The organism is Mycolicibacterium obuense (assembly GCF_055397605.1).
Window position 1 is genome coordinate 4,799,629 of sequence record NZ_AP043663.1, and the last position, 26,937, is coordinate 4,826,565.

27 protein-coding genes are annotated in these 26,937 nt (G+C 66.3%); 14 read left to right on the top strand and 13 right to left on the bottom strand.

Annotation, left to right across the window (positions count from 1 at the left end; translation table 11 throughout):
- Positions 1–138: 138 nt before the first annotated feature.
- The 9 genes from ACZ50N_RS23075 to ACZ50N_RS23115 form a co-directional block, all read right to left on the bottom strand.
- Positions 139–1,035 (bottom strand): LuxR C-terminal-related transcriptional regulator, encoded by an 897-nt coding sequence (locus tag ACZ50N_RS23075; protein WP_464473852.1) that lies wholly within the window; start codon positions 1,033–1,035, stop codon positions 139–141.
- A 268-nt stretch (positions 1,036–1,303) separates the two neighbouring features.
- A complete protein-coding gene (locus ACZ50N_RS23080) occupies positions 1,304–1,978 on the bottom strand; it encodes a response regulator transcription factor (protein ID WP_464473853.1) in 675 nt (224 codons plus the stop codon).
- A 567-nt stretch (positions 1,979–2,545) separates the two neighbouring features.
- Entirely contained in the window at positions 2,546–3,340 is a 795-nt protein-coding gene (locus tag ACZ50N_RS23085) for a LuxR C-terminal-related transcriptional regulator (protein ID WP_464473854.1), read from the bottom strand.
- Between the two features lie 464 nt (positions 3,341–3,804).
- Positions 3,805–4,971 carry a 17-hydroxy-3-oxo-4-pregnene-20-carboxyl-CoA lyase gene (locus ACZ50N_RS23090; RefSeq protein WP_048421835.1) on the bottom strand — a complete coding sequence of 389 codons (1,167 nt, stop codon included), beginning with the start codon at positions 4,969–4,971 and terminating at the stop codon, positions 3,805–3,807.
- On the bottom strand, positions 4,968–5,381 hold the full coding sequence (locus ACZ50N_RS23095) for a MaoC family dehydratase (protein WP_048421925.1): 414 nt from the start codon (positions 5,379–5,381) through the stop codon (positions 4,968–4,970). Before ACZ50N_RS23095 ends, ACZ50N_RS23090 begins: the two co-directional genes overlap by 4 nt.
- On the bottom strand, positions 5,378–6,328 hold the full coding sequence (locus ACZ50N_RS23100; protein WP_464473855.1) for a bifunctional MaoC family dehydratase N-terminal/OB-fold nucleic acid binding domain-containing protein: 951 nt from the start codon (positions 6,326–6,328) through the stop codon (positions 5,378–5,380). Before ACZ50N_RS23100 ends, ACZ50N_RS23095 begins: the two co-directional genes overlap by 4 nt.
- 28 nt (positions 6,329–6,356) lie before the next feature.
- Positions 6,357–7,520 carry an acyl-CoA dehydrogenase FadE29 gene (gene fadE29 / locus ACZ50N_RS23105; RefSeq protein WP_048421837.1) on the bottom strand — a complete coding sequence of 388 codons (1,164 nt, stop codon included), beginning with the start codon at positions 7,518–7,520 and terminating at the stop codon, positions 6,357–6,359.
- On the bottom strand, positions 7,521–8,522 hold the full coding sequence (locus tag ACZ50N_RS23110; protein WP_464473856.1) for an acyl-CoA dehydrogenase family protein: 1,002 nt from the start codon (positions 8,520–8,522) through the stop codon (positions 7,521–7,523).
- Between the two features lie 27 nt (positions 8,523–8,549).
- Complete coding sequence (locus tag ACZ50N_RS23115) at positions 8,550–9,812, bottom strand: cytochrome P450 (RefSeq protein ID WP_048421839.1); 1,263 nt, start codon at positions 9,810–9,812, stop codon at positions 8,550–8,552.
- A 121-nt stretch (positions 9,813–9,933) separates the two neighbouring features.
- Here ACZ50N_RS23115 and ACZ50N_RS23120 point away from each other — a divergent pair, with 121 nt between their 5' ends.
- The 3 genes from ACZ50N_RS23120 to ACZ50N_RS23130 are packed head-to-tail and all read left to right on the top strand — an operon-like array spanning position 9,934 to position 11,994.
- A complete protein-coding gene (locus tag ACZ50N_RS23120; protein WP_464473857.1) occupies positions 9,934–11,097 on the top strand; it encodes a steroid 3-ketoacyl-CoA thiolase in 1,164 nt (387 codons plus the stop codon).
- Positions 11,097–11,483 carry a DUF8021 domain-containing protein gene (locus ACZ50N_RS23125; protein WP_048421840.1) on the top strand — a complete coding sequence of 129 codons (387 nt, stop codon included), beginning with the start codon at positions 11,097–11,099 and terminating at the stop codon, positions 11,481–11,483. Before ACZ50N_RS23120 ends, ACZ50N_RS23125 begins: the two co-directional genes overlap by 1 nt.
- A 10-nt stretch (positions 11,484–11,493) precedes the next feature.
- Positions 11,494–11,994 (top strand): nitroreductase family deazaflavin-dependent oxidoreductase, encoded by a 501-nt coding sequence (locus ACZ50N_RS23130; RefSeq protein ID WP_464473858.1) that lies wholly within the window; start codon positions 11,494–11,496, stop codon positions 11,992–11,994.
- Between the two features lie 13 nt (positions 11,995–12,007).
- Here the strand turns inward: ACZ50N_RS23130 and ACZ50N_RS23135 are convergent, their stop codons facing one another.
- Both ACZ50N_RS23135 and ACZ50N_RS23140 read right to left on the bottom strand, forming a co-directional pair.
- Complete coding sequence (locus ACZ50N_RS23135) at positions 12,008–12,913, bottom strand: SDR family oxidoreductase (RefSeq protein ID WP_464469919.1); 906 nt, start codon at positions 12,911–12,913, stop codon at positions 12,008–12,010.
- Positions 12,914–12,927: 14 nt separating this feature from the next.
- The gene (locus ACZ50N_RS23140) at positions 12,928–13,710 is read right to left on the bottom strand and encodes an SDR family oxidoreductase (protein ID WP_464473859.1); all 783 of its coding nucleotides are present in this window, start codon (positions 13,708–13,710) and stop codon (positions 12,928–12,930) included.
- Positions 13,711–13,763: 53 nt separating this feature from the next.
- Here ACZ50N_RS23140 and echA20 point away from each other — a divergent pair, with 53 nt between their 5' ends.
- From echA20 to ipdC, 4 genes are read left to right on the top strand one after another with little or no spacing between them, the layout of a single operon-like run.
- Positions 13,764–14,519, top strand: a complete 756-nt coding sequence (echA20, locus tag ACZ50N_RS23145) for a (7aS)-7a-methyl-1,5-dioxo-2,3,5,6,7,7a-hexahydro-1H-indene-carboxyl-CoA hydrolase (RefSeq protein WP_046365918.1) — start codon at positions 13,764–13,766, stop codon at positions 14,517–14,519.
- A gap of 37 nt (positions 14,520–14,556) precedes the next feature.
- Positions 14,557–15,471: a cholesterol ring-cleaving hydrolase subunit IpdA gene (gene ipdA / locus ACZ50N_RS23150; protein ID WP_048421843.1), complete on the top strand. Its 915-nt coding sequence runs from the start codon at positions 14,557–14,559 to the stop codon at positions 15,469–15,471.
- Positions 15,468–16,214: a cholesterol ring-cleaving hydrolase subunit IpdB gene (ipdB, locus tag ACZ50N_RS23155; protein WP_048421844.1), complete on the top strand. Its 747-nt coding sequence runs from the start codon at positions 15,468–15,470 to the stop codon at positions 16,212–16,214. The genes ipdA and ipdB overlap by 4 nt, the downstream gene beginning before the upstream one ends.
- A complete protein-coding gene (gene ipdC, locus ACZ50N_RS23160) occupies positions 16,211–17,284 on the top strand; it encodes a (3aS,4S,5R,7aS)-5-hydroxy-7a-methyl-1-oxo-octahydro-1H-indene-4-carboxyl-CoA dehydrogenase (RefSeq protein ID WP_048421845.1) in 1,074 nt (357 codons plus the stop codon). The genes ipdB and ipdC overlap by 4 nt, the downstream gene beginning before the upstream one ends.
- 64 nt (positions 17,285–17,348) lie before the next feature.
- Here ipdC and ACZ50N_RS23165 read toward each other — a convergent pair whose 3' ends face one another.
- A complete protein-coding gene (locus tag ACZ50N_RS23165) occupies positions 17,349–18,833 on the bottom strand; it encodes an HNH endonuclease signature motif containing protein (protein ID WP_464473860.1) in 1,485 nt (494 codons plus the stop codon).
- 136 nt (positions 18,834–18,969) lie between these two features.
- Between ACZ50N_RS23165 and ACZ50N_RS23170 the strand changes: the two genes are divergently transcribed.
- From ACZ50N_RS23170 to hpxO, 7 genes are all read left to right on the top strand, one after another.
- Positions 18,970–19,617, top strand: coding sequence for a SatD family protein (locus ACZ50N_RS23170; RefSeq protein ID WP_048421846.1), 648 nt, complete (start codon positions 18,970–18,972; stop codon positions 19,615–19,617).
- A complete protein-coding gene (locus ACZ50N_RS23175; RefSeq protein ID WP_464473861.1) occupies positions 19,617–20,363 on the top strand; it encodes a hypothetical protein in 747 nt (248 codons plus the stop codon). The genes ACZ50N_RS23170 and ACZ50N_RS23175 overlap by 1 nt, the downstream gene beginning before the upstream one ends.
- A gap of 56 nt (positions 20,364–20,419) precedes the next feature.
- Positions 20,420–21,532 (top strand): NDMA-dependent alcohol dehydrogenase, encoded by a 1,113-nt coding sequence (locus tag ACZ50N_RS23180; RefSeq protein ID WP_048421848.1) that lies wholly within the window; start codon positions 20,420–20,422, stop codon positions 21,530–21,532.
- 104 nt (positions 21,533–21,636) lie between these two features.
- A complete protein-coding gene (locus tag ACZ50N_RS23185; protein WP_464473862.1) occupies positions 21,637–23,541 on the top strand; it encodes a PbuX/PucJ/PucK family nucleobase permease in 1,905 nt (634 codons plus the stop codon).
- Complete coding sequence (gene uraD / locus ACZ50N_RS23190; RefSeq protein ID WP_082133259.1) at positions 23,538–24,038, top strand: 2-oxo-4-hydroxy-4-carboxy-5-ureidoimidazoline decarboxylase; 501 nt, start codon at positions 23,538–23,540, stop codon at positions 24,036–24,038. Before ACZ50N_RS23185 ends, uraD begins: the two co-directional genes overlap by 4 nt.
- Before the next feature lie 24 nt (positions 24,039–24,062).
- A complete protein-coding gene (uraH, locus tag ACZ50N_RS23195; protein ID WP_046362802.1) occupies positions 24,063–24,380 on the top strand; it encodes a hydroxyisourate hydrolase in 318 nt (105 codons plus the stop codon).
- A gap of 5 nt (positions 24,381–24,385) precedes the next feature.
- Positions 24,386–25,546, top strand: a complete 1,161-nt coding sequence (gene hpxO / locus ACZ50N_RS23200; protein WP_464473863.1) for an FAD-dependent urate hydroxylase HpxO — start codon at positions 24,386–24,388, stop codon at positions 25,544–25,546.
- Here the strand turns inward: hpxO and ACZ50N_RS23205 are convergent.
- On the bottom strand, positions 25,533–26,879 hold the full coding sequence (locus tag ACZ50N_RS23205) for a guanine deaminase (RefSeq protein ID WP_133414508.1): 1,347 nt from the start codon (positions 26,877–26,879) through the stop codon (positions 25,533–25,535). The two genes, hpxO and ACZ50N_RS23205, sit on opposite strands and share 14 nt — an antisense overlap.
- Between the last annotated feature and the right edge of the window lie 58 nt (positions 26,880–26,937).

Here is a 26,937-nt window from a genome sequence, read left to right on the forward strand (position 1 = left end):
GATCACCATCTGCGCCAATGCCTCGCAACGGCTTTCGAATTCCCCCGCAAACACATCATCACTATTGACGACCCCGCTACCGTTCGTACATGGACCATGAGAGCGATCTTCGGACTGGATCCGGGACTGAATCGAGATCTAGTACGGCGAGACATTTTTGGTTGCAACGATATTGCGCGCAAGCGCTGCGGCCTCTTCGCGACTGCTGACACCGAGCTTGGTCAGCACGCTGTGCACGTGATTCTTCACAGTATGGACGGCTATACAGAGCCGATCCGCGATGTCACGGTTCGCAAGTCCCGCCTCCAGCATCCTGAGGATCTGAATCTCCCGAGCAGTCAGAGGTAGTTCCCTGGTTGTCGGATGCCGACGCTGTGCGGCCAGGGCCGACAACCGCCTGAGCAATATTCCCGATACCACTGGCGAACAAAATGATTCGCCAGCAGCAACTCGGTGTATCAACACGAGCAGGTTGTCGAGAGGTTCTGCGCGCAGGTGATAGGCCGCCGCACCCGCCTCCGCGCAAGCGACGATGCCCGATTCGTCCTCCTCGGACACACCGACGACAATCACGCGCACATTCGGGCTCGATGTCGATGCCTGCTTCAGCAAGATCGCGCTATCGCGCGTCGACATGTTCAACAGAATGATGTGCGGGAGTGTCGCTTGCACTTCCGCGACTATCGACTTCAGATCGGACGCTACGCCGACCGCCACCACGCCTGGCTGCGCGACGAGAACGCCGGCCAGACACTCGCGATGGAGTGCGCAGTCGTCGACGATCAGGACCCGGACGTCATGAGGTGACCCGAGTGCGCTCACTACGTTGGGATGAGCTTGGACGCCGTCGGCCATCCGCACAATCCGATCGAGGAACTCGATGTTCGAATGCTGCAGTGCCAGTTCGGTTTCCGATGGTCGTCCATTGACCGGAACCCAATCATGGGCCGCTCTGCGACGGTCCCCGTCGAACGACGCCAGCTCGTCGCCTGGCCAGGTCGACACCAGCGGTCGGATGGGCGGGAGCTCATCCATGTCGGATTCCGCGATCCGACTTGAGATGGATGCACCATCCCGCGGTCACGTCCGAGCGCCGTTGTGTCGTCAAAGGTCCTCCCCCATGGAAACCTGCTTTGTCACCGCGACCGCGAGAAAGTCGAAGGCACATGGTGACTCGTTCGCCAATTCACTGAGGACGCGATGCAGAGCTAACTCCTCTGCCACCATCACTATCGGGGTCTTCAGAACCGCCGTACATGGATCATGGGAGCCAACTTTGACTAGACCGGGAGCCGGACCTCCGTCAGTCGCCGTGGTCCGCCCGCAGCTTGTGGAATGCCCCAGCAGCCTCGGCGCGGGTGTTGACCCCCAGCTTTGTGAGCAGGTTGTGCACGTGATTCTTCACGGTGTGAACCGCGATGGACAGATCCAAAGCGATCTGTTGGTTCGACCGGCCTAGTTCCAGCATGTGCAGGACCTGTATCTCGCGTGTGGTGAGTCCTGAATCCCTGGTTGGACTTCGACGCGTATCAGCGACCGCGGACACCCGTCGAAGTAGCGTTGCCGAGATTTGTGGCGGACACCAGGTCTTGCCCAGCGCGACGACCCGGATCAGCACGAGTAGGTCGGCCAACGAGTCAATCCTCGTGTGGTAGGCCGCCACTCCTGCCTTGGCACACGCGGAGATCACCTCCACGTCGTCCTCGGGAGTTGCGACAGCGATCAGGGGAACGCCCGGGTTCACATGTGACACCGCCCGCAGAAACCTCTGCCCCATGCCGGTGGCCATGTTGAACAGAATCACCTGGAGGGCTACTGATTCCAACGCAAGCATCAGAGAGGGCAGGTCCCAGGCGGTAGTGACGCGCCCAATACCATTCGACATCAGCGCCGAAGCAAGCGCTTCGCGATACAGCGCGCAATCGTCGACGATCAATACCGCACCCGGGAATCCTGCGTGCGAGTCACCGTTGCTCACGGGGGCCGTCATGTCCATCGCAGATGCAGGCCAGCGACTCCTCGGCAATTCTGTTGAATCCGAGCCCCATCGGGCTTATCTACGTATGCGATGTCAGCGTTGCATGATTCCTCGAGCCACATGTGAAGTACACGGGTCGACGGCGCGAGCACTACCGCATTATCGGCGGATGACCGTGACGGCCTCGAACGCAGCGCAGTCACACCCATAGAGGGTGCCGACCCCGGCGAGTCGACCGATCGGGGGGTGGCCGACTGGGCGGGCGCCGAGGTCGGCACCTGTTCCTGAGGTGGCATCGCTGCCACTGCTGGTGACCGCGCCGACCGACCGCCGCTGTCACCGCGACACATCCCCGGACGTAATGCGGCTGTCGAGCAACGCTTGCCGTTCCGACGGGCAGACATGCCACCTCCCCCTAGCAGCTCCGAGGAAAAGCCGGCGACGCCAACGAACTCGAGTTAACGGACTCCCCGCACGTCAACTATCAACATCGAGGGCACGCGCGTACATGGCTCTTTGGAGCGATCTTTCATCTAGAGACCTGTCTAGATCCCACACCTGAAACGGTCACCGGAGTGACCGACAGAAGGCTGCCGCCTCAGCACGCGTACGGACACCGAGCTTGCCCAAAACGCTGTGCACGTGGTTCTTCACCGTGTGCACCGCGATACACAGCTGGTCGGCGATGTCCCTATTGGACAGACCTTGTTCGAGCATTCGGAGGATCTGCATCTCGCGCGCGGTCAGATCTGGATCACCGGGAACGGTTCGCCGCTCGGATGCCACGGTTGACAGGTACCTGAGCAGGATCACCGATATCCGTGGCGAGCAGACATACTCTCCGTGTGCGACCTTGGCGATGAGATTCCGCAGCTCACTCAGAGACTCGGACCGCAGATGATACGCAGCGACGCCGGCCTCAGCGCACGCGATCACAACGGCCTCATCGTCATCGTCGACCCCAATGACAATGACCTTGGCTGTTGGGCACATCTGCCGTACGCAATGCAGCAACGAAATACTCTGGTGTGTCAACAGATTGAGCAGCACGATGCGTGGCGGTGTGGAGACGGCGGCGCTCAGTGAATCGACACTCCATGCCATGGCGGGTCGCGCCGCCGTTTCGTCGGCAAGAATCGTCGCGAGGTTGTCGCGCTGGAGGCGCGAGTCATCGACGATCAGGATGTCCTCGACCGGCAACTCGAGATGCGCCCCGTCGGCGGAGTGGCGTCCGTCGAGACGAACCCGGCGTCGTTCGTGCTCGGTCATCGGCGAACTCATCGGGAATGTCGAGGTGCGCAATGGTGAGACACCATGCCGTCCGTCTTCGCCGCTGAGATGTGCCGCGATCTCGACCGGCACCCTGCCGAGCGTGTCCCACGTCTGAGCCATCGCCCCGCCTAGCGTTTTCGGACCGCGCGGGTCACCGCCGGTACCAACCGAGTCGACACCACATCGCCGATATCCACAGCCGACCCCATACCTGCCCCCCATTGCCCAGGTGCCGACGGACCTTGCGATCGCCGACGCTCATGTCACGCACTGACACCACCTATTATGGGAGTTTGCTAGATTTGCAGTCAAGTGCTAATCGGCGAGTAGCAGGCCTGTGATTGCGTGGGAAAACACCAGCGAGGTTGGGCTCACGGCAAACTTTCGTTGTTTTGCCTGTTGGCGGCCTTGCCGCTGCGAGCGTCCCGAAGGGCAACAGCGTGCATGCCTGGAGAGATCTCTGTCAAAATGTCGCAACCATCCGATGCCGCGGCGACACGAGAAAGCCCGTCGTTACACGTATCGATGGCGTCAGAATTTGCTAGGCGCTGGCCTCAGCCGAGGATCAAGCCCGAGGTCGGCACGCCGGTACCCGCGGTCACCAGCACGTGCTCGACGTCGGGAACCTGGTTGACCGACGTGCCGCGAAGCTGACGTACCCCCTCGGCGATCCCGTTCATACCGTGGATGTACGCCTCCCCCAGCTGCCCGCCGTGGGTGTTGATCGGCAATCTGCCGCCGATCTCGATCGCACCGTCGGCGATGAAGTCCTTCGCCTCACCCTTGCCGCAGAAACCGAGTTCCTCCAGTTGGATCAGTGTGTACGGGGTGAAGTGGTCGTACAGGATGGCGGTCTGGATATCGCCAGGCGTGAGACCACTCTGCCCCCACAGCTGCTCACCGACCAGCCCCATCTCGGGAAGGCCCAGCTCGTCGCGGTAGTAGGAGTACATCGTGAACTGATCGGCGCCGGCGCCCTGGGCGGCGGCCTCGATCACGGCGGGCCGATGCTTGAGGTCCTTCGCCCGTTCCGGTGTGGTGACCACGATCGCCACGCCGCCGTCGGTCTCCTGGCAGCAGTCCAGCAGGCGCAACGGTTCCGCGATCCACCGGGAGTTCTGATGATCTTCGATCGTGATCGGTTTGCCGTAGAAGTGCGCCTTGGGGTTGTTGGCGGCGTGCTTACGGTCGGCCACCGAGATGGCGCCGAAATCCCGGCTGGTGGCGCCATATTCGTGCATGTAGCGCTGCGCGATCATCGCAACGGAGGCGGCGGGAGTGCTCAGACCGTGCGGATAGGACCAGCTGTACTCGACGCCGCGGGAATCGGCGTTGACGGTCAGGCCCGTCATCACCTGGCCGAAGCGGAATTCCGAGCGCTCGTTGAAGGCGCGGTAAGCGACCACGACCTCGGCCACACCGGTGGCCACGGCCAGCGCCGCCTGCTGCACCGTCGCAGCCGCAGCCCCTCCGCCGTATCCGATCTGGCTGAAGAAACTCAGGTCGCCGATCCCGGTGGCCCGCGCCACGGCGGTCTCCAGGTTGGAGTCCATCGTGAACGTCACGAGGCCGTCGACATCCGACGCCGCCAGGCCGGCGTCGTCCAGTGCGTCGAGCACCGCCTCGGCCGCCAGCCGCAGCTCACTGCGCCCGGAGTTCTTGGAGAAGTCGGTGGCGCCGATCCCCGCGATCGCCGCTCGCCCCGACAGGCCGCCGCTCATCGTGAGCCACCGAAAGTCATTGTAGCCGTAGCGATCACATGATCCCCCAGGCTGTTGCTCCCGGTGACCTTGGCCGTGACGAGATCACCGTCGACGGCGGTGACCTCGCCGCGGAACGTGACCGTGTCGTAGGCGTACCACGGCACGCCGAGACGTAGCGAGATCGACCGGATCATCGCGGTCGGGCCGGCCCAGTCGGTGAGGTAGCGCTGCACCAGCCCGGTGTCGGTGAGGATGTTGACGAAGATGTCCTTGGAACCCTTGGCCTGGGCCTTGTCCCGGTCATGGTGGACATCCTGGTAGTCGCGCGTGGCGATGGCGGTCGACACGATGAAGGTCGGGTCGGCATAGAGCGCCAGCTCCGGCAAGGCGGTTCCCACCTCAAAGGACGGCACGGTCGGTGCACTCATGATCGCGGCTCCCATGCGTACAGGGTCCAGGCGGGGCTGATGTCGCTGTCAGGAAAATCAAGATACGTTGCGCGAACAGGCATTCCGATCTTCACGTCGGCGGCATCGACACCGCGGAGTTCACCGAGCATGCGCACCCCCTCCTCCAATTCGACGAGCGCGATGACGAACGGCAACGTCCGACCCGGCACTTTCGGGGCGTGGTGGACGACGTAGCTGTACACCGTGCCCTCCCCACTGGCCACGACGTAGTCGACGGGCTCGTCCTTGTCGGCCCACACCGCAGGCACCGGTGGATGCTGCAGGCTCCCTTCGGGCCGCCGCTGGATGCGCAACTCGTGGGCGTTGACGCCGTCCCAAAAGAACTTGGTGTCCCGCGACGATGCCGGGCGCATCAGCTTGTCCGGGTCCAGATCGTCGGGCACGGCCGGACCGTCCGCCGCCCGGGGCGCGAACTTCATGATGCGCCACTTCATCTCGGCCACCGTCTCACCGTCGCCGACAGTCCAGGTGATGAGCTGGTTGATGAAGTAACCCTCGCCCAGTGCGGTCTGCTTCGGTCCGGCGACATCGGTGATCTCGGCGTGGATCTCGACTTCCTCGCCCGGTCGCAGATACCGGTGATAGGTCTGTTCGCAGTTGGTGGCGACCACGCCGACGAAGCCGGCATCGTCGAACAGCGCCATCATCCTCGACAGCGGGTCGTCGTCAGAGCGCCCCTCGCCGAGCCCGCCCATCGTCCACACCTGGATCATGGCCGGCGGCGCGACGATGCCGGGATGGCCGGCAACGACGGCCGCCTCCTCGTTGACGTAGACCGGGTTCTTGTCGCCGATCGCGTCCACCCAGTGGTGGATCATCGGGAGATTCACCGGATCCGGGCCACGGCGCGCTTCGCTCTTACCGGCAGCCGTGATCTCGTCGATCCGGGCCCGCAGGTCTGTCACCGCCGCCCTCCGCTCTTCGCGCAAGCGCTCATCGGGAGACCCTCGGGACCTTGAGTCCCGACGCCGCGATCTGCTCGCGCATCACCTCGTTGACACCGCCCCCGAACGTGATGACAAGGTTGCGCTTGGTCATCTTGTCCAGCCAGTCGAGCAGCTCACCGGTCTCCGGATCGGCCGGGTTGCCGTAGGCACCGACGATCTCCTCGGCCAGCCGACCCACATCCTGAACCCGTTCGGTGGAGAACACTTTCGTGGCTGCGGCGTCGGCGACGGCGATGGTCTCTCCGGACGAGGCGACCTGCCAGTTCAGCAGCTCGTTCACGCGCCAGATGGCTTTTATCTGCCCGAGCAGCCGGCGGACGTCCGGCTGGTCGACCGGCGTGACGCCGTCCGAACCGGGCTTCGACGCCCAGGCATGCACCCGGTCGTAGATTCCGGCGATACGCCCGGCCGGGCCGAGGCCGACGCGCTCGTGGTTGAGCTGGGTCGTGATGAGCTTCCAGCCGCCGTTCTCCTCACCGACGAGCATGTCGGCGGGCACCCGGACGTCGTTGTAGTACGACGCATTGGTGTGATGCGCCCCGTCGGACAGGATGATCGGCGTCCAGGAGAAGCCGGGATCCTTGGTGTCGACGATGAGGATCGAAATGCCTTTGTGCTTGGCGGCTTCCGGATCAGTGCGGCACGCGAGCCAGATGTAGTCGGCGTCGTGTGCGCCGGTGGTCCACATCTTCTGCCCGTTCACGATGTATTCGTCGCCATGACGGACAGCCGTGGTGCGCAGCGACGCGAGGTCTGTTCCGGCATCCGGCTCTGAGTAACCGATCGCGAAATGGATCTCACCGGACAGGATTCCGGGCAGGAACTTCTTCTTCTGTTCCTCGGTGCCGTACACCTGCAGCGTCGGTCCGACGGTCTGCAAGGTCACCAGCGGCAGCGGGACGTCGGCGCGGTTGGCCTCGTTGACGAAGATCTGCTGCTCGATCGGGCCGAGGCCCAGACCGCCGTACTCCTTCGGCCAGCCCATGCCGAGCTTTCCGTCCGCACCCATCCGCTTGATGACGGCGCGGTAGGCCTCGTTGTGCCGATTCGATTGCATCGCTTCGGCTTCATCGGGTGTGATGAGCGTCGAGAAGTACTGGCGCAGTTCGGCTTGCAGAGCCCGCTGCTCAGGGGTCAGTTCGATGTACATTTACGCTCCCACCAGATCGAGACGGTGCGTCGGGCCACCCAGTATCCGGGTGAGGTCCTTGATCGAGGAGAAATAGCGATCCATCGGGTAGGTGATGTCCATACCCATTCCGCCGTGCAGATGGTGGCACAGTCGCATGGCCGGCGGTGCCTGCGAGGTCAGCCAGTATCCGAGGATCGCCAGGTCGTCATCGGCGTCGAGGCCCTGGGACAGCAGCCACGCCGCGGACGTCGAGACCAGCGAGATCGTGCGGGAGGCGATGTACACCTCCGACAACTGCGCGGCCACGGTCTGGAACGTCGACAGTGGTCGGCCGAACTGCTCGCGGGTGGCGACATAGTCCGCAGTCAACCGCAACGCTCCGGCCACCAGTCCCGCCGCGAAGGCGCCTGAGGTGGCCAGGACGACTTCGTTCACCTGATGTGGGGCCGCGTCTGCCAGCACGTCGTCGTCTGCGACCGCGACGTCGCGGAAGGTCACCACGAACTCGTCGGCGCCGGTGGCCGACGGTGTCTTCGTCAACGAGATCCCGTCGGCGTCCCCGCGCACCACCGCCACACCCGAATCTGCAGTGACGACAAGCCATTCGGCATCGGCGGCGTATCCGACGGCGAGCTTGGTGCCGTTGAGCACACCGCCCGCCAGAGTGGTGGCCGGCCGGTCTGGCTGGGACGAACCGGGTTCGTTCAGCGCGACGGTGAGCACCGACCCCGTGGCCAGCCCGGAGAGATAGCGGTCCTGTTGCTCCTCGGACGCCAGGCTGAGAAGCACTGCGGCCGAGGCCAAGACCACCGGCGCCGGACTGACGGTGCCGTGCCTGCCGATCTCGGTCAGCGCGGTGGCGATCTCGGCGATGCCGAGACCGTCACCCCCCAGGCGCTCGGGAGCCGCCAGCGCGAGCACGCCGCCGGACACCAGTGCCTCCCAGGTGTTGTCCCGGTCGAGCACGGACGTCACCACGTCGGCGACGGCCTGCTGACCCTCATCTGGAGTGAAATCCACCCGACTCCTCCTCGAGTCTTCGACGCGTCAGTGCTTGACCGGACAACCCTGGCCGGTGTAATCCACCTGCCAGTGCTTGATGCCGTTGAGCCAGCCCGACTTCAACCGTTCGGGTTCGCCGATCGGCGCGAGGTCAGGCATGTGGTCGGCGACGGCGTTGAAGATCAGATTGATCGTCATCTTCGCCAGGTTGGCACCGATGCAGTAGTGGGCACCCGTGCCGCCGAAACCGACATGCGGATTGGGGGTGCGCATGATGTCGAACTTGTGCGCCTCGGGGAAGACGTCCTCGTCGAAGTTGGCCGAGCGGTAGGACATCACCACGCGCTCACCCTTCTTGATGGAGACCCCGCCGAGCTCGGTGTCCTCCAGCGCGGTGCGCTGGAACGCCGACACCGGCGTCGCCCAGCGCACGATCTCGTCGGCGGCGCTCTCCGGACGCTCCTTCTTGTAGAGCTCCCACTGATCGGGGTTCTGAGAGAACGCAATCATGCCGTGCGTGATCGAGTTACGGGTGGTCTCGTTACCGGCGACCGCCAGCATCACCACGAAGAAACCGAACTCGTCGTCAGAGAGCTTCTCCCCGTCGAAATCGGCCTGGATCAGCTTGGTCACGATGTCCTCGGTCGGGTTCTTGGCCCGTTCCTCGGCCATCTTCATCGCGTACGTGATCAGCTCGAACGACGACATCGCGGGATCGACGTCGGCATACTCCGGGTCCTCGCCGGCCGTCATCTCGTTGGACCAGCGGAAGATCTTGTCGCGGTCGTCCTGCGGGACGCCGAGCAACTCGGCGATCGCCTGCAGCGGCAGTTCGCAGGACACCTGCTCGACGAAGTCACCGGCGCCCTCGGCCCGGGCGCTCTCGGCGATCTTGTGCGCCCGGGCCCGCAGTTCGTCCTCGAGACGCCCGATGGCCCGCGGGGTGAAACCGCGGGAGATGATCTTGCGCAACCGGGTGTGTTGCGGCGCATCCATGTTGAGCAGGACAGCCTTCTGGAGGTCGATCGCATCGCGGGTCATGTCCTGGGGCCACGTCGGGATCGCACCATCGGGGGAGCTGCCGAAGATGTCGTTGCGCTTCGACACCTCCTTGACATCGGCGTGCTTGGTCACGAGCCAGTAGCCCTTGTCACCGAACCCGCCGGCGCCGCCGGGGATGTCGACCCAGTGCACGGGCTCGGACTTGCGCAGCTCCGCCAACTCCTCGACAGGCAGACGCTCGAGATTCAGGCTCGCGTCGAGGAAATCGAAGTGGGGGCTGATCGGGCAGGTATTCGGGCCTGGCATAGGAAAGCGCTCCTCAATTGCAACGTGTTCTAGTGCCAGTAAAACATGCCTCTACCGCAGATAAAAGGCACAGTGGCATCGCCGCTTGTCAGAGTAATGAAACGTGTTCTAGCCTGACGCCATGGGTAACCCTGTCCTCGTCGAAGCCACCCGAAGCCCCATCGGCAAACGCAACGGTTGGCTGTCCGGTCTGCATGCCACCGAGCTGCTGGGCGCCGTGCAGAAGGCGCTGGTCGACAAGGCGGGCATCGACGCAGGCGACGTCGAACAGGTGATCGGCGGCTGCGTCACCCAGTACGGCGAACAGTCCAACAACATCACCCGCGTGGCCTGGTTGACCGCCGGGCTGCCCGACCACGTCGGGGCCACCACGGTGGACTGCCAGTGCGGCAGCGGCCAGCAGGCCAACCATCTGATCGCCGGGCTGATCGCTGCCGGGGCGATCGACATGGGGATCGCCTGCGGAGTCGAGGCGATGAGCCGGGTCGGTCTGGGCGCCAATGCCGGGCCCGACCGATCGAAGATCCGCGCGCAGTCCTGGGACATCGACATGCCCAACCAGTTCGAGGCCGCCGAACGAATCGCCAAGCGCCGCGGCATCACCCGCGAGGACATCGACCGCTTCGGGTTCGACTCGCAGCGCAAGGCCAAGCAGGCGTGGGCCGAAGGACGGTTCGACCGAGAGATCAGCCCGATCGAGGCGCCGGTGCTCGACGAGAACAAGCAACCCACCTCCGAGAGGGCTCCGGTCACCCGCGACCAGGGTCTGCGGGACACCACGCTGGAGGCATTGGCATCGCTGAACCCTGTGATGGAGGGCGGTCTTCACACCGCGGGCACCTCGTCGCAGATCTCCGACGGGGCGGCGGCAGTGCTCTGGATGGACGAAGACGTCGCCAAGGCCCACGGTCTGCGACCCCGGGCACGCATCGTCAGCCAGGCGCTCGTGGGCGCCGAACCGTACTACCACCTCGACGGTCCGGTGCAGTCGACTGCAAAGGTGCTCGAGAAGGCCGGAATGAAGATGGGCGACATCGACATCACGGAGATCAACGAGGCGTTCGCGTCCGTCGTGCTGTCCTGGGCCCGGGTCCACGAGCCCGACATGGACACCGTCAACGTCAGTGGTGGGGCGATTGCGCTGGGCCACCCGGTGGGCAGCACCGGCAGTCGGCTCATCACCACCGCGCTGCATGAGTTGGAGCGCACCGACAAGACGACGGCGCTGATCACGATGTGCGCCGGCGGCGCGCTGTCGACCGGGACCATCATCGAGCGCATCTGATGGCCGTCCCGGACTCCGAGCGGATCGCCGCGGCGCAGGCATACATCAGCGCCCTGGCCAGCCACAAAGCCGACGACGTGCCGTTCGCGCCCGGTTGCACCCGGGTCGAGGTCGGCCTCAAGACCGGCTTCTCGGGAAATCATCTGCGGCGCAGCCTCAATCGCGGTCTGCAGTACCGCGTCATCGAGAAGGTCTCCACCCCTGAGTTCACCATCGCCGGCGACACCGTGCGCGCGCAGTTCGAGCTCTCGACCACACCGAAACTGGGCGGCCGCAGTGTCGGCGCGCGCATCGACGAGACGTTCCTGATACCTGCCGACGACCCGTCGGGCCGCGCGCAGATTCACCACATCAACGCTTCGATCCGGCCGTTCCTGACGCGATAAGGTGCACCCCGTGTCTCAGCCCTCCCGTCCCCTGACGGACAAGCAACTCAAGAGTCTGAACTCCAAGCAGGCCGGCATCGCGATCAAGTGGATGTCGAAGCTGAACACGCTGGCGTACAAGGCCACCGGAGGCCGGCTCGGCTACAAGTGGCGCGGCGGGGCGAACCGATTCAGCGCTCCTCCGCCGGTCGGCATCCTGACCACGATCGGCCGCAAGTCGGGCCAGCCGCGGGAGAGCCCGCTGCTGTTCCTGCGCGAGGGGAACCGGGTCGTACTGGTCGCCTCGCAGGGTGGGCGCGCGACGAACCCGATGTGGTACCTCAACATCAAGGCGAACCCTCAGGTCACCTTCCAGATCAAGAGCGAGAAGCTGAACCTCGTTGCACGCGAGGCGAATACGCAGGAGCGCGCTGAGTACTGGCCGAAGCTCGACGCGATGTACCCCGACTTCGTCAACTACCGGTCCTACACCGACCGCGAGATCCCGATCCTGCTCTGCGACCCGGCCTGAGCCGGGCCTCCCCTCAGGCCCCGTAGACCGGCACCGGAGGGCGGGCCTTGCCGAGCAGGTCGGCGATCACGGGACCCAGCTCCGCCGGATCCCACGTGGCACCCTTGTCGATCTCCGGACCGTGCGCCCATCCTTCGGCGACGCGGATCTTGCCGCCTTCGACCTCGAACATCTTCCCGGTGATGTCCCGGGATTCCACACTGCCCAACCACACCACGAGCGGCGAGATGTTCTCCGGTGCCATCGCGTCGAAATCCTGCCCCTGCGTGGACATCATGTCGGCGAACACCGTCTCGGTCATCCGGGTGCGCGCTGACGGCGCGATCGCGTTGACAGTGACGCCGTAGCGTCCCATCTCGGCGGCGGCGACGAGCGTGAGCGCCGCGATGCCGGCCTTGGCTGCGCTGTAATTCGCCTGCCCGACGCTACCCTGCAGGCCCGCGCCAGAACTGGTGTTGATGATGCGGGCGTCCACTGACTCGCCGGCCTTCGACTTCGCGCGCCAGTACGCCGCAGCATGTTTCATGGTGGCGAAGTGGCCCTTGAGGTGCACCGCGGTGACCGCGTCGAACTCTTCTTCGCTGGTGTTGGCGAACATCCGATCACGGACTATTCCGGCGTTGTTCACCAGCACGTCGAGCCCTCCGAAGGCGTCGACGGCGGTCTGGATCAGTCCCTCGGCCTGCGCCCAGTCGGCGACATTCGCCCCGCTGGTGACGGCTTCGCCTCCGGCAGCGGTGATCTCGTCCACGACGGTCTGCGCGGCGCTGCCACCCCCGGCCGGCGAACCGTCCAAGCCGACACCGATGTCGTTGACCACGACTCGGGCCCCCTCGGCGGCGAACGCCAGTGCGTGCGCTCGGCCGATGCCGCCGCCGGCACCCGTCACGATGACCACACGGCCGTCGAGCAATCCCATTCTTGTTGTCTCCTCTACTTTTTGATGTCGGCGGTGGTGGTGGACAGGTAGTGCGGCGGCTCCCCGCCACCGTGCACCTCCAGCGAGGCTCCACTGATGTAGGAGGCTGCGGGCGAGGCGAGGAATGCCGTCGCCCAACCGATGTCTTCGGGTCGGGCAAGCCTGCCCAGAGGTACATTGCGCGAGATCGCGGCGATCGAGTCGGCATCACCGTAGAACAGGTCGGCCTGCTCGGTCTCCACCATGCCGACCACCACCGAGTTCACCCGGACTTTGGGCGCCCACTCGACCGCGAGTGTGGACGTGATGTTCTCGATCCCGGCTTTGGCAGCACCGTATGCGACGGTGCCGGGGGTGGGCCGCCGACCACTGACGCTGGAGATGTTCACGATCGAACCGCCCGAATCCTGTTGCTGCATGACCGCATTGGCGTGGGTCGCCACCGATAGTGCGCCAAGGAGGTTGAGCTCCACGATCTTGCGGCTGAACTTTGCTGACGCTTCAGCGGCCGGCACGTACGGCGACCCCCCGGCATTGTTCACCACGACATCGAGCTGTCCGTGATCGGCGACGATGCCGGCGATCAGCGCGGCGACGGCATCGTCGTCACGGATGTCGCAGGGCCGGAACTCGAACGGTGACCCCTCCACCGGACGGCGGGCGCAGGTGACGACGACAGCCCCTTGATCGGCGAAGACCGTGCTGATGCCTGCTCCGACGCCGCGGACGCCACCGGTCACCAGCACGACGCGGCCGGTGAGAGCGAGGTTGATGGCGCTGTCGGGGGCGTCGGTCACTGTGCTAGCGTACCAAGCAAGTGCTTGCTTAGGTAGCCACCCAGGAGTTGCGCATGCCGATCACCACCGCGACGGTGGAGCCGGGAATCGTCTCGGTCACTGTCGACTACCCACCCGTCAACGCGATTCCGTCGCGAGGCTGGTTCGAACTCGCCGATGCGATCACCGCAGCCGGGCGTGATCAGAGCACGCACGTGGTGATCCTGCGGGCCGAGGGGCGCGGCTTCAACGCCGGCGTCGACATCAAGGAGATGCAGAACACCGAGGGCTTCACCGCGCTGATCGACGCCAACCGTGGGTGCTACGAGGCATTCCGGGCCGTCTACGAATGCGCGGTCCCTGTCGTGGCTGCGGTCAACGGCTTCTGCGTCGGCGGCGGCATCGGGCTGGTCGGCAACTCTGATGTCATCGTCGCCTCCGACGACGCGAAGTTCGGGCTACCCGAGGTCGAACGCGGCGCACTCGGCGCAGCGACCCATCTGTCACGTCTTGTGCCCCAGCACATGATGCGTCGGCTGTTCTTCACCGCCGCGACCGTCGACGCGAACACGCTGCACCACTTCGGTTCTGTGCACGAGGTCGTGCCTCGCGCCGACCTCGACGACGCCGCCCTGCGGGTGGCCCGCGACATCGCGAGCAAGGACACCCGGGTGATCCGCGCAGCCAAGGAAGCGCTGAACTTCATCGACGTGCAGCCGGTCACCGCCCGCTACCGGATGGAGCAGGGCTTCACCTTCGAGCTCAACCTGGCCGGCGTATCCGACGAACACCGGGATGCGTTCGCGGGCACGGACAAGGGGTCGAAATAGTGATGCGGCGGGCACGAGCGAAGCGAGCGGGGAAAGAGTGAAAGATAAGAGAACCACTCTCGACGAGGCCGTCGCCGGCATCGAGAGCGGCATGACGATCGGCATCGGCGGCTGGGGGTCACGGCGCAAGCCGATGGCTTTCGTGCGCGCCCTGCTGCGCACCGACGTCACCGATCTCACCGTGGTCACCTACGGCGGACCGGATCTCGGCCTGCTGTGTTCGGCCGGCAAGGTCAAACGGGCCTATTACGGCTTCGTATCACTCGACTCGCCGCCGTTCTACGACCCGTGGTTCGCGAAGGCACGCACCTCCGGCACGATCGAAGCGCGTGAGATGGACGAGGGCATGCTGCGCTGCGGGCTGCAGGCGGCCGCGCAGCGCCTGCCGTTCCTGCCGATCCGCGCCGGGCTGGGCAGCGATGTGCGCGCCTTCTGGGGCGACGAACTCAAGACCGTGCGATCGCCCTACCCGGTGTCGAATCCCGGGTCGCTGCGCTCCTGCCCTCCGGAGGACGAGGGCTACGAAGAGCTCATCGCGATGCCCGCCCTGAACCTCGACGCGGCGTTCGTGCACATGAATCTCGGTGACGCGCAGGGCAATGCGGCCTACACCGGCATCGACCCCTACTTCGACGATCTGTTCCTGATGTCGGCACAGCGCCGCTTCCTGTCGGTGGAGAAGGTGGTCTCGACGGAGGAACTGGTCAAGTCGGTTCCCCCGCAGGCGCTACTGATCAACCGGATGATGGTCGACAGCGTCGTCGAGGCGCCCAACGGAGCACACTTCACCACGGCCGAACCCGACTACAGGCGGGACGAGAAGTTCCAACGGCACTACGCAGAGGCCGCCGGGTCTGAGGAGACATGGTCGGCGTTCGTCGACACGTATCTGTCCGGCAGCGAATCCGACTACCAGGCAGCAGTGCGCACGTTCCAGGAGGCGGCCCAGTGATCTCGGCAACCCGCGCAGAGGTGTGCGCCGTCGCGTGCGCCGAATTGTTCCGCGACGCAGGCGAGATCATGGTGAGTCCCATGACCACGATCGTCTCGATCGGGGCGCGACTCGCCCGACTGACGTTCTCACCCGACATCGTGCTCAGCGATGGTGAAGCCCGGCTGATCGCCGACACCCCCGCCATCGGAGCGGCGGCAACCATCGAGGGATGGATGCCCTTCGGCCGCGTGTTCGAGACGCTGGCGTGGGGGCGTCGTCACGTGGTGATGGGCGCCAACCAGATCGACCGCTACGGCAACCAGAACCTGTCGGCGTTCGGTCCGATCCAGCACCCGAAGCGCCAGATGTTCGGCGTGCGCGGCGCGCCGGGCAACACGATCAACCACGCGACCAGCTACTGGGTGGGCAACCACTCCACCCGGGTGTTCGGTGAGTCCGTCGACATCGTCTCGGGAATCGGCTGGGACAAAGTCGATCGCGACAACCCCGCCTACCGATTCGTCAACGTCTTCCGGGTCGTGACGAATCTCGGCGTCTTCGACTTCAACGGCCCCGATCACCAGATGCGCGCCCTCTCGCTGCATCCGGGAATCGAAGCCGACCAGGTCGCCGAGAACACGTCCTTCGAGGTGCACGGTCTCGAGGAGGTCGACACGACGCGGCTCCCCACCGACGACGAGCTACGAATCCTGCGCGAGGTGATCGACCCGAAGTCGCTGCGCGACAAGGAAGTCAAGTGAGCACGCTGCGCACGCCGCTGACCGAGCTCGTCGGCATCGAGCATCCCGTCGTCCAGACCGGCATGGGCTGGGTCGCCGGTGCCCGCCTGGTGTCGGCGACGTCGAACGCCGGAGGGCTCGGCATCCTGGCCTCGGCGACCATGACGCTCGACGAGCTCAAGACGGCAGTGGCCAAGGTCAAGGGCTCGACCGACAAACCGTTCGGCATCAACATCCGCGCCGACGCCGGCGACGCGAATGACCGCGTCGACCTCCTGATCAGCGAAGGAGTCAAAGTCGCCTCCTTCGCCCTGGCTCCGAAGCCCGATCTGATCGCCAAGCTCAAAGACGCTGGTGTCGTGGTGATCCCGTCGGTCGGATTGGCCAAGCACGCCAAGAAGGTCGCGGCCTGGGGTGCCGACGCGGTGATCGTGCAGGGCGGCGAGGGCGGTGGACACACCGGTCCGATCGCGACCACGCTGCTGCTGCCCTCGGTGCTCGACGCCGTCGCCGACACCGGGATGCCGGTGATCGCGGCGGGCGGCTTCTTCGACGGCCGGGGCCTTGCCGCCGCACTGTCCTACGGTGCTGCAGGGGTGGCCATGGGCACGCGGTTCCTGCTCACCACCGACTCGACCGTGCCGGATGCGGTCAAGCAGCGTTACCTGCAGGCCGCTCTCGATGGAACAGTCGTCTCCACGCGCGTCGACGGCATGCCCCACCGGGTGCTGCGCACGGGCCTGGTCGAGAAACTGGAGGGCGGGTCGCCGGTGCGCGGCCTCGCCGCCGCGGTAGGCAATGCGCAGAAGTTCAAGAAGATGAGCGGGATGACGTGGCGGTCGATGCTCCGCGACGGCATGGCGATGCGGCACGGCAAGGACCTCACCTGGGCCCAGGTGGTGATGGCCGCCAACACCCCGATGCTGCTGAAAGCCGGCCTGGTCGAGGGCAATACCGATGCCGGCGTGCTGGCCTCGGGTCAGGTCACCGGGATCATCGACGACCTACCGTCCTGCGCGGACCTGGTTCCCGCGATCGTCGCCGAGGCGATCGAACACCTGCAGAAGGCCACCGGCTACATCACGCAGTGATGTAGCCGGTCGGGTGATGAGCTCGGGTGGCGTTTCCGACGCGGCGTTCATCTCCTCGCGACTCTCAGGCGGCTTCGTTGTCGGGTGGTGCGGGTCCGCCGGGTTCTGACGCGTCGCCGGTCGAGGGTTGCGGGCAGGCTTCGGCGTCGCCGACCCGATTTGCCTGCGCGTCAGCGCTATTCCTGACCTCCTCGCCGTCATCCTCCGGGCGCAGGAGCCGTTCGGGGGTGTGGTGGGTGTTGACTTTCGCTTGGCCAGTGTCCAGGTTCGGTGGCGGCGTCCATTCGACGTCGTGGCGGGCGTTCGTTGATGTGGTCCAGCCGCCGGGTGCGACGGCGCGGTTGTCGGGTGGGCAGGCCAGGCCGAGGTCGTCGATGTTGGTCACCCCACCCTCGGCCCAATCTTGGGTGACGTGGTGGACCTGGCAGCCATACGCCCCGACGGGGCAGCCGGGTTTGGTGCAGCCCCCGTCGCGGGCGATCAGCATGACCCGCTGCGCGGCCGAGGCGGTGCGGCGAGCCCGGAACAGGTCCAGCGCTGACCCGGTGGCGCGGTCGAACACCGCCAGATAGTGGCTCGCGTGCGCACCCATCCGGACCACATCCTTGATCGGCAGCCGGGTACCACCACCCGTCGTCCCGATCCCCGCCCGCGACTCCAAGTCCTGCAGGGTGGTGCGCACGATCACCGTCACCGGTAACCCATTCAGCTGACCCAACTCGCCGCTCATCAGGGCGATCCGTCCGACCGCCACCAACGCATCATGCTGACGCTGGGCGAGGCTGCGGTGATCGTTGTCGATCTGCGCCTGCGTCGGCGTCCCGGAGGTGCAGGGTTCGGGATCGTCGGGGTTGCACATGCCCGGGGCAGCGTATTTGGCGAAGATCGCCTCCCACACCGCCGCCGCCTCCGGCGTCAACTCCGCCCGCCACTGCGTCATCGCATCCCGACCCTGCCGAGATTTCGTCAGCGCACGTTTCCGGGTGCGTTCGGCATCGTCGGGTTCGGGCCCGTCCTGATCGAGCAGGAACAACTCCAACTCCGCGGCATCGCGGGTGGCCTTCGGACCGGCACCACGGGCGATACGCACCACCTCAGCCTCGAACTGCTCAGCGGTCGCAGCGTCGACGAACCCGGGCAGCTTGTCCACGACCTTGCGGATCACCTCCACATGTTCGGGCGTGATGCGCCCCTGCGCTTGCGCGGCGGCGGTCGCCGGCAGCACCGGGGGCAGCGGCTCTCCGGTCATCGACTGACGCGGGGCGAGCAGCGCCGCCTCACTCAACCGCCGATTGGCTTCCGAGCCGCTGATCCGGTAGCGGATCGCCAGCACGTCTTTCCAGTTCTTGGCCCCCATCTGCACCGCAGACGTCTCCACCTGCAAACGCGCCAACGCCCGATGCTGCGCCGCGGGCAGCCGGCAGCCCGCGGCTTCCAGCTCGTCGAGCAGCTCCACCACCTCGCCAGCAGTGGACCGATCCAGGCCGCAGGCCAGCACAGCATCGACCGCAGCGCGTAACCCCGCGACCACCCGCTGCACCTCCGACATGATTCGAACATACGTGCGACAACCGACAAATCCCGGGCTGCGTGCTCCGATCCAATGCCGCTTCGCCGACAGTTCGCGGCGCCGCCTGCATGAAGCTGTGATCTTCACATTGGCAAAATGAAGTTATAGTCTTCATATGGCCCAGGTGAAGCGCAGACCTTCAGCGCCACGCGCGACGCTGATCGGCGACGTCGTGGGTTCTCGCACGTTCGCTGATCGACGCGCCCTACACCGCAGGGTCACTGCGGCGCTGGCCTCCGTGGCCGAGAACGCCGTCGACGCGCCCGCGTTCACCGTGGGCGATGAGTTTCAGGGCGCGTACCCGACTGTCGGGCTGGCGATCGACGCGACGCTCACGCTGCGTCTCACGCTGGCACCGCACGTGGACGTCCGGTTCGGACTCGGTTGGGGCGCCGTCACCGCACTCGACGAGGAGTCCGGAATCCAGGACGGACCGGGCTGGTGGGCAGCGCGGGCCGCCATCGAGTGGACGGCGGCCACCCAGCAGCAACCGGGAATGACGCACGTACGCACCGCGTTCCGCAACGACACCGGCGCAGGCGCCGACCCCCGCGCCGTCAATGCCGCCCTGATGTGTCGGGACCATCTGCTTGGCTCACTCGATGAGCGCTCTCTGCGCATACTCGCCGGGATGCGCGCGGGACGAACCAAGAAGGAGCTGGCGATGGAGGAGGGCATCAGCGCCTCGGCCGTGTCTCAACGCGCCGGCCGGTCCGGGCTCGACCTGCTCCTCGCCGTCGCCACCGAACTGCGGGAGCTGTGATGGGTGCGCTGGCGGTGTTCCTGATCGCCATCGGCGTCGCCGACATCTGCCGCAAGCTCGGCACCCGGCGATGGCCGGCGCTGCTCGCGGGTCCGCTCACCGTGATGATCGGCGCCGCGGTGGCGGGGCTCTGGCATCCCGGAGACATCGTTCTGCTCGTCATCGCCGCCGCGGTCTCAGTCGTCTGGGTCATCCTCGGCGACGCCGCGGAACGCACGGGCACGCGGCAGGGTCGCGCACTCACGGCGTTCGGCCTGGGCGCCACACTGATCGTCGCGCTCGGCGGCTGGGCCTCTCCGGTGGCCGGCCCGATCGGTTGGTGGCTGCCCTGGATCGGCCTGGGTGAGGTCGAGCCGCAGCGGGCGCTGATGGTCGTCGGGGTCGTCCTGCTGCAGCTGGTCACCGCGAACCAGTTGGTGCGGCTGATCCTGGGCGCGGTCGGGGCGGTCCGCCCGGTCGGCGTGCCTCAACCGTCCGACCGCCTCAAGGGTGGCCGGCTGCTCGGCCCGATGGAGCGGCTGCTGATCGTCGGGCTGGCGCTCGGCGGGGAGTTCGGCGCAGCCTCGGCGGTGATCGCGGCCAAGGGAATCATCCGCTTTCCCGAGCTCACCGCGGCCCGCAGAGAGTCCGCGGAGACCACCGATCCGAAGGGCCCCGGCATCGATGAGGTGACCGAGTACTTCTTGGTCGGCAGCTTCGCGAGCTGGCTGATCGCGTTGGCGGGCCTGGCGCTCACCACCGTGTGACACCAGTCGAGGCGAATCCGCCGCGGGCGGACCGGACCGCTTCTTAGACTCGGCCGATGAAGACCAATGCCGCGATTCTGTGGGAGTACGGCTCGGACTGGACCGTCGAAGAGATCGACCTCGACCCGCCCGGTGACGGCGAGGTGCTGGTGTCCTGGGAGGCCACCGGCCTGTGCCACTCCGACGAGCACATCCGCACCGGTGACCTGCCGGCCCCGCTGCCTCTGATCGGCGGCCACGAGGGCGCCGGCGTCGTGCGCGAGGTCGGACCGGGCGTCGTCGGTCTGGCCCCCGGCGACCACGTCGTCGCATCGTTCCTGCCGGCGTGTGGCAGGTGCCGGTTCTGCTCGACCGGTCATCAGAACCTGTGCGACCTCGGGGCGCTGATCATGGCCGGCACCCAGGTGGACGGCACCTATCGGCGCCGTGCCCGCGGCCAGAACGTCGGGGCGATGGCGTTCGTCGGGACGTTCTCTCAGTACGGCTCCGTGCCGGAGGCCTCCATCGTCAAGATCGATGACGACATCCCCTTGGCGCGGGCGTGCCTGCTCGGCTGTGGTGTGACGACCGGATGGGGCTCTGCGGTGAACACCGCCGCCGTGTCGCCGGGCGACACCGTCGTGATCATCGGCCTCGGCGGCATCGGCAGCGGTGCCATCCAAGGTGCGCGGCTGGCCGGGGCCGAGAAGATCGTCGTGATCGAGCCGGTGGAGAGCAAGCGCGAGTTGGCGTTTCGATTCGGCGCCACGCACTTCGTCACGTCGATGCCGGAGGCGACCGCGCTCGTCGCCGAACTGACCCGCGGCGTGATGGCCGACTCGGCGATCCTGACCGTCGGAGTGCTCGAGGGATCGATGCTCGAGGATGCCTCGAACATCATCCGCAAGGGCGGCGCGGTGGTGATGACGGCGCTGGCGCCGATGGCCGACAACCAGCCGACACTGTCGATGATGATGTTCACGCTGTTCCAGAAGAGATTGCTGGGCAGTCTCTACGGCGAGGCGAATCCGCGCGCCGACATCCCGCGGCTGCTCTCGCTGTACCGCGAGGGCAAGCTGCTGCTGGACGAGACCGTCACCCACGAATACAAGCTGGCCGAGGTCAACGAGGGCTACGAGGACATGCGCGCGGGGCGCAACATCCGCGGCGTGATCCTGCACGACCACTGACAGTTCTCCGCGCGTGGGGCCCCACGCGGGAGAAAACGGGAGCTGCAACATCGCGGAAACGTGTGCGTCACCGGAAGTGAGCGAACCTGTCGGATTCTGATCCGATGTCGACACCGACCGCCCGCGGCACGAGCAAGCGCACCCATCCCGTCGACGAGGTGCTGCCCGTCCCGAAGCTCGCCACCTACGGGTTCCAACACGTCGTCGCGTTCTACGCCGGCGCCGTCCTCGTGCCGATCATCATCGCCGGCGCGGTCGGACTGTCCCAGGCCGAACTCGTCAAGCTGATCACCGCCGACCTGTTCACCTGCGGCATCGCCTCGATCATCCAGGCGGTCGGGTTTCGCAACGTCGGTGTGCGGCTGCCGCTGCTGCAGGGCGTCACGTTCGCGGGGGTCTCGCCGATCATCGCCATCGGCCTCGCTCACGGCGGGGGCGCGACGAGCATGCTCTACGTGTACGGCGCGGTGATCGTCGCCGGCATCTTCACGTTCCTGATCGCCCCGGTGTTCATCAAACTGCTGAGGTTCTTCCCGCCCGTCGTCACCGGCACCCTGATCACGATCATCGGGCTGTGCCTGGTCCCCGTCGGCGCCATGGACGCCGTCACCAATCCGCACACTCACGACACCGATCCCACGAACATCCGGTGGTTCCTCTACGCCGTCGGCACCATCGCGATCATCGTCGCGATCCAACGCATCTTCCGCGGCTTCCTGGCGACGATCGCCGTGCTGCTCGGTCTGGTGATCGGCTGCGCGGTCGCATTCGCATTGGGCGACATGGACTTCGCGCGAGTCGGCGAGGCTTCGGCCATCGGCTTCACCCCGCCGTTCCTGTTCGGGCTGCCCAAGTTCGACTTCGTGGCCTGTCTGACGATGATCATCGTGCTGATGATCACCGCCGTCGAATCGACGGGGTCGACCATCGCCACCGGCGAGATCGTCGGCAAGCGGGTGAAGGCGTCGGACATCGGCAACGTGCTGCGGGCCGACGGGCTGGCGACCACCATCGGCGGCGTCTTCAACTCGTTCCCCTACACCGCGTTCTCCGAGAACGTCGGCCTCGTGCGACTGACCGGGGTCAAGAGCCGCTGGGTGGTCGCGGCGGCCGGGGTGTTCATGATCCTGCTCGGCTTCCTGCCCAAAGTCGCGGCTGTCGTCGCATCGATCCCGAACCCCGTGCTGGGCGGCGCAGCGTTGACGCTGTTCGCCACCGTCGCCGTGGTCGGAATACAGACGCTGGGCAAGGTCGACTTCACCGATCACCGCAACCTCATCATCGTGACCACGAGCCTCGCGCTGGCGCTGTGGGTGACGGCGTACCCGGACATCGCCAAGGCCATGCCCACCGGCCTGGACCTGATCTTCGGCAGCGGTATCAGCATCGGCGCGGTGAGCGCGATCCTGCTGAACATCGTGTTCTTCCACACCGGTTCGGGTGGCCCGCGGGTGGCGGGCAACGGCTCCATCACCCTCGGCGAGGTCAACGCGATGACGAAGGAACGGTTCACCGAGGTGTTCGGCCACGTGCTGCAGGACGTGCCATGGGCTGTCGAGCGCGCCTACGAGCAACGGCCGTTCGCCGACACCGCCGCGTTGCGCGAGGCGTTCCAGGACGCTGTGCTCACCGGCACGTCCGAGCAGCAGGCCGAACTGCTCGAGGCGTTCCCCGATCTGGGGGCCGAAGACGAGACCGGTCAGGTGCTCGCCGTGGACCACGTGGCCCTGTCCAACCTCGATGACGCCGACCACAATGACGTCGTGGAGCTGGCCACCGCCTATCGAAGCCACTTCGGCTTCCCGCTGATCATCTGCGCGAAGGAGACCGAGCGCTTCGACCGGGTGCTGCGCAACGGGTGGTCCCGGATGGACAACTCCCCCGCAGCGGAGAAGGCGTTCGCCCTGATCGAAGTCGCCAAGATCGTCAACCACCGGTTCACAGATCTGGTCGCCGACGCCAATCCTGTTGCTGCTGCCCGCTTCAGCAGGCTCAACGAACTCTCGTGAGAGCGGTCGGGCTGACGCGGTTCAACGCCGCCTCCGAGCGCCAGCAGATGCATCTGCTGTACGAGGTGTGCTCATCGCCGATCTGGGCGCGACGGGTGCTGGCCGCCGCGCCGTTCCGTGACGCCGACGCGCTCTACGACCGGGCCGACCGGGTGCTGGCCGAGCTGCCCGACGCTGAACTCGACGCCGCCCTCGACGGTCACCCACGGATCGGCGCCACCGCGGACAACCCGTCGTCGGCGCGCGAGCAGGCCCGTGTCGCCGGCGCCGACGCCGACATCAAAGCGGCGCTGGCGGCCAAGAACCGCGACTACGAGGACCGCTTCGGTTACGTGTATCTGGTGTGCGCCAGCGGGCGATCGGCGGAGGAACTACTCGACATCCTGACCGAGCGTCTGCACAACGACCCCGACACCGAACGCCGGGTCATGCGCAGTGAACTCGCGAAGATCAATCGGCTGCGGCTGGAACGTCTGCTCAGCGAGCCGCACGAATGAGCTCCGATCGGGGATGCTGATCCCATGAGCCTGTCCACCCATGTCCTCGACGCCACCACCGGTCGCCCCGCCGCCGGGGTCGCGGTGACGCTGCGCAGATCCGAAATCGAAGTGTCCGCCGGCGTGACGGACGCCGACGGCCGCATCGCTGAATTGGCCGCCGAGCTCGAGGTGGGCACCTATCGGATACGTTTCGACACCGCAGCCTATTTCGCGACCCAGGGCATCACCGGGTTCTACCCCGAGGTCCTGATCACCTTCGAGGTCACCGACGCCTCGGCACACCACCACGTTCCGCTGCTGCTGTCGCCCTACGCCTACTCCACCTACCGAGGGAGCTGACTGTCGTGAAAGCCGTGATCATCGGTGCCGGCATGGGAGGTATGAGCGCAGCGATCGCGTTGGCGCAGATCGGTGTCGAGACCCACGTGTACGAACGGGTCACCGAGAACAAGCCCGTCGGCGCGGCGATCTCGGTGTGGTCCAACGGCGTCAAATGCCTGAACTACCTCGGGCTGGCCGAGGAGACGGCCGCGCTGGGCGGCATCGTCGAGACGATGAGCTACGTCGACGGACATACCGGGGCGACGATGTGCCGGTTCTCGATGCAGCCGCTGATCGACCAGGTGGGCCAACGCCCCTACCCGATCGCGCGTGCCGAGCTGCAGTCGATGCTGATGCACCACTACGGCATGGACAAGATCCACTTCGGCATGAAGATGGTGACGGTCGAGGACGGGCCCGACGCCGCTGTCGCGACCTTCGCCGACGGGACCACCGTGTCCGCGGACCTGATCATCGGCGCCGACGGCGCGAACTCCATCACGCGCGAGTACGTACTGGGAAGTCCGGTCACCCGTCGATACGCGGGGTACGTGAACGTCAACGGACTCGTACCGGTCGACGACGGGATCGGCCCGGCCACCGAATGGACCACCTATGTCGCTGACGGGCAACGCGTTTCAGTCATGCCGGTGGCCGGCGGCAGGTTCTACTTCTTCTTCGACATCGTCGGGGACCCGGCCGGGATCGTCGGCGGCGACGTCAAGGAGACGCTGCGGCACCACTTCGACGGCTGGGCGCCCGGGGTGCACCGGCTGATCGAGATCCTCGATCCCGCCACCACCAATCGCGTGGAGATCCTCGACCTCGACCCGTTCGACACCTGGGTCAAGGGGCGCGTCGCGGTGCTCGGCGATGCCGCCCACAACACCACCCCCGACATCGGACAGGGAGGCTGCTCGGCGATGGAGGACGCGGTGGCGCTGCAGTGGGCGCTGCGGGACCATCCCGGCGACGTGCACGCCGCGCTGCTGTCCTACCAGAACGCGCGCTCCGAGCGGGCCGGCGATCTGGTGCTGCGCGCCCGCCGCCGCTGCGACGTGACACACGCCAAAGACCCCGACGTCACCGCAGACTGGTACGGGGAGCTGCGAAAAGAGGACGGCAGCAACATCATTCGGGGGATCGTCGGAAACATCCTGGGTGGACCGCTCACTCCCCCGTGAGTTCGCGGCCCTGCACGTAGACCTGGGCGATCGCAGTCTCCCGAATGCCCAGCAGAAGCGTGAACAGCAGCCGGTCTGCATCCTCGGGCGCCACCCGCTCGAGCAGTTCGGGCAGCAGCCGCTGACGCTGCGGGTCGACCACCAGGAAGTCAGCCTGCTTGCCGGCGTCCAGATTGCCGACCCGGTCCTCGATGTCCAGCGCTCTCGCGCCCGCCAAGGTGGCGGTGAACAGCAGCTGGGCAGGTGGGATCGAGAGCCCCGCGGCGCCTGGCTCGCTGATGTGCACCTTGAAGCAGTCGTTGGCCACGCGTGCCATCAACCACTCGTCGCCGGCGCCCACATCGCTGCCCAGCGCCACCGTCACGCCGCTGGCTGTCGTCCGCCGCCACGGCATGGTGCCCGAGCCGAGGAACTGCTGCGAGGTCGGACAATGGGAGATCGACGTCCCGGTGTCGGCCAGCCGAGCCAGCTCGCGGTCGGTGCAGTGCACGGCATGCGCGAGCACGCTGCGCCGGCCGAGAAGCGTCGGCGCATCCGCGCCGCCGATCCGCCCGTCGTACGCATCGAGGTAACACGAGACGCCCAACGAGTCTCGGACCGCTTCGATTTCGCGGACGTTCTCGGACAGGTGACTGTGGAAATACACCCCGTCGGCGCGTACCGAGTCGTAGAGCTCCCCCAGCGCTGCCAGCGTCCGCGCGGTCACCGACAGCGCGAAGCGGGGCACCAGCGCCACCTGCAGTAGCGGGTCGGCCGCGTGCCACCGGTCGATCTCTCTGGCCGACAGTTCGATCGCGGTCGCCTCGTCGGTGAGCAGTGGCTCGGCCGCTTCCGGACCCACCGTCTGGATGCCGCGACCGGAGATGGTGCGCAGGCCGGTGTGCAGCGATTCGGTGAACAACGCGTCCTGCGCGTCGGGAAAGGCGGACCCGAACACGAGCGCGGTGGTGGTGCCGACCTCGACCCTGCGCCGGCAGAAGTCGCGTGCCGTGCGCTGGGCCAGCTCCGGATCCGCGAGCATCGCCTCGGCGGGAAAGATGCACCGCTGCAACCAGTCCAGCAGCTGCCCACCCCCGTAGGAGTCGGTGCAGTAGGTCTGGGGGAAGTGCAGGTGGGTGTCGATGAACCCGGGCAACAGGTAGCCGGGCCGGCAGTCGATCACCTCGGCGTCGGCCATGTCCGCCGGCAGCCGCTCGTGAGCGCCGCTGAACGCGATGACACCGTCGTCGTCCACCACCAGCACCCCGTCGGGCACCGACACGAGATGGTCACCCGCCTGTGCGAGCTGGGGCGCACCACCGATGTGCAGCAGGTGACCGCGGTAGGCACGCACCCGCCGATTGTCCCAGCGTTGCCGCAACCTTGCAGTTCGGCGGCTTGCCCTGCACCGC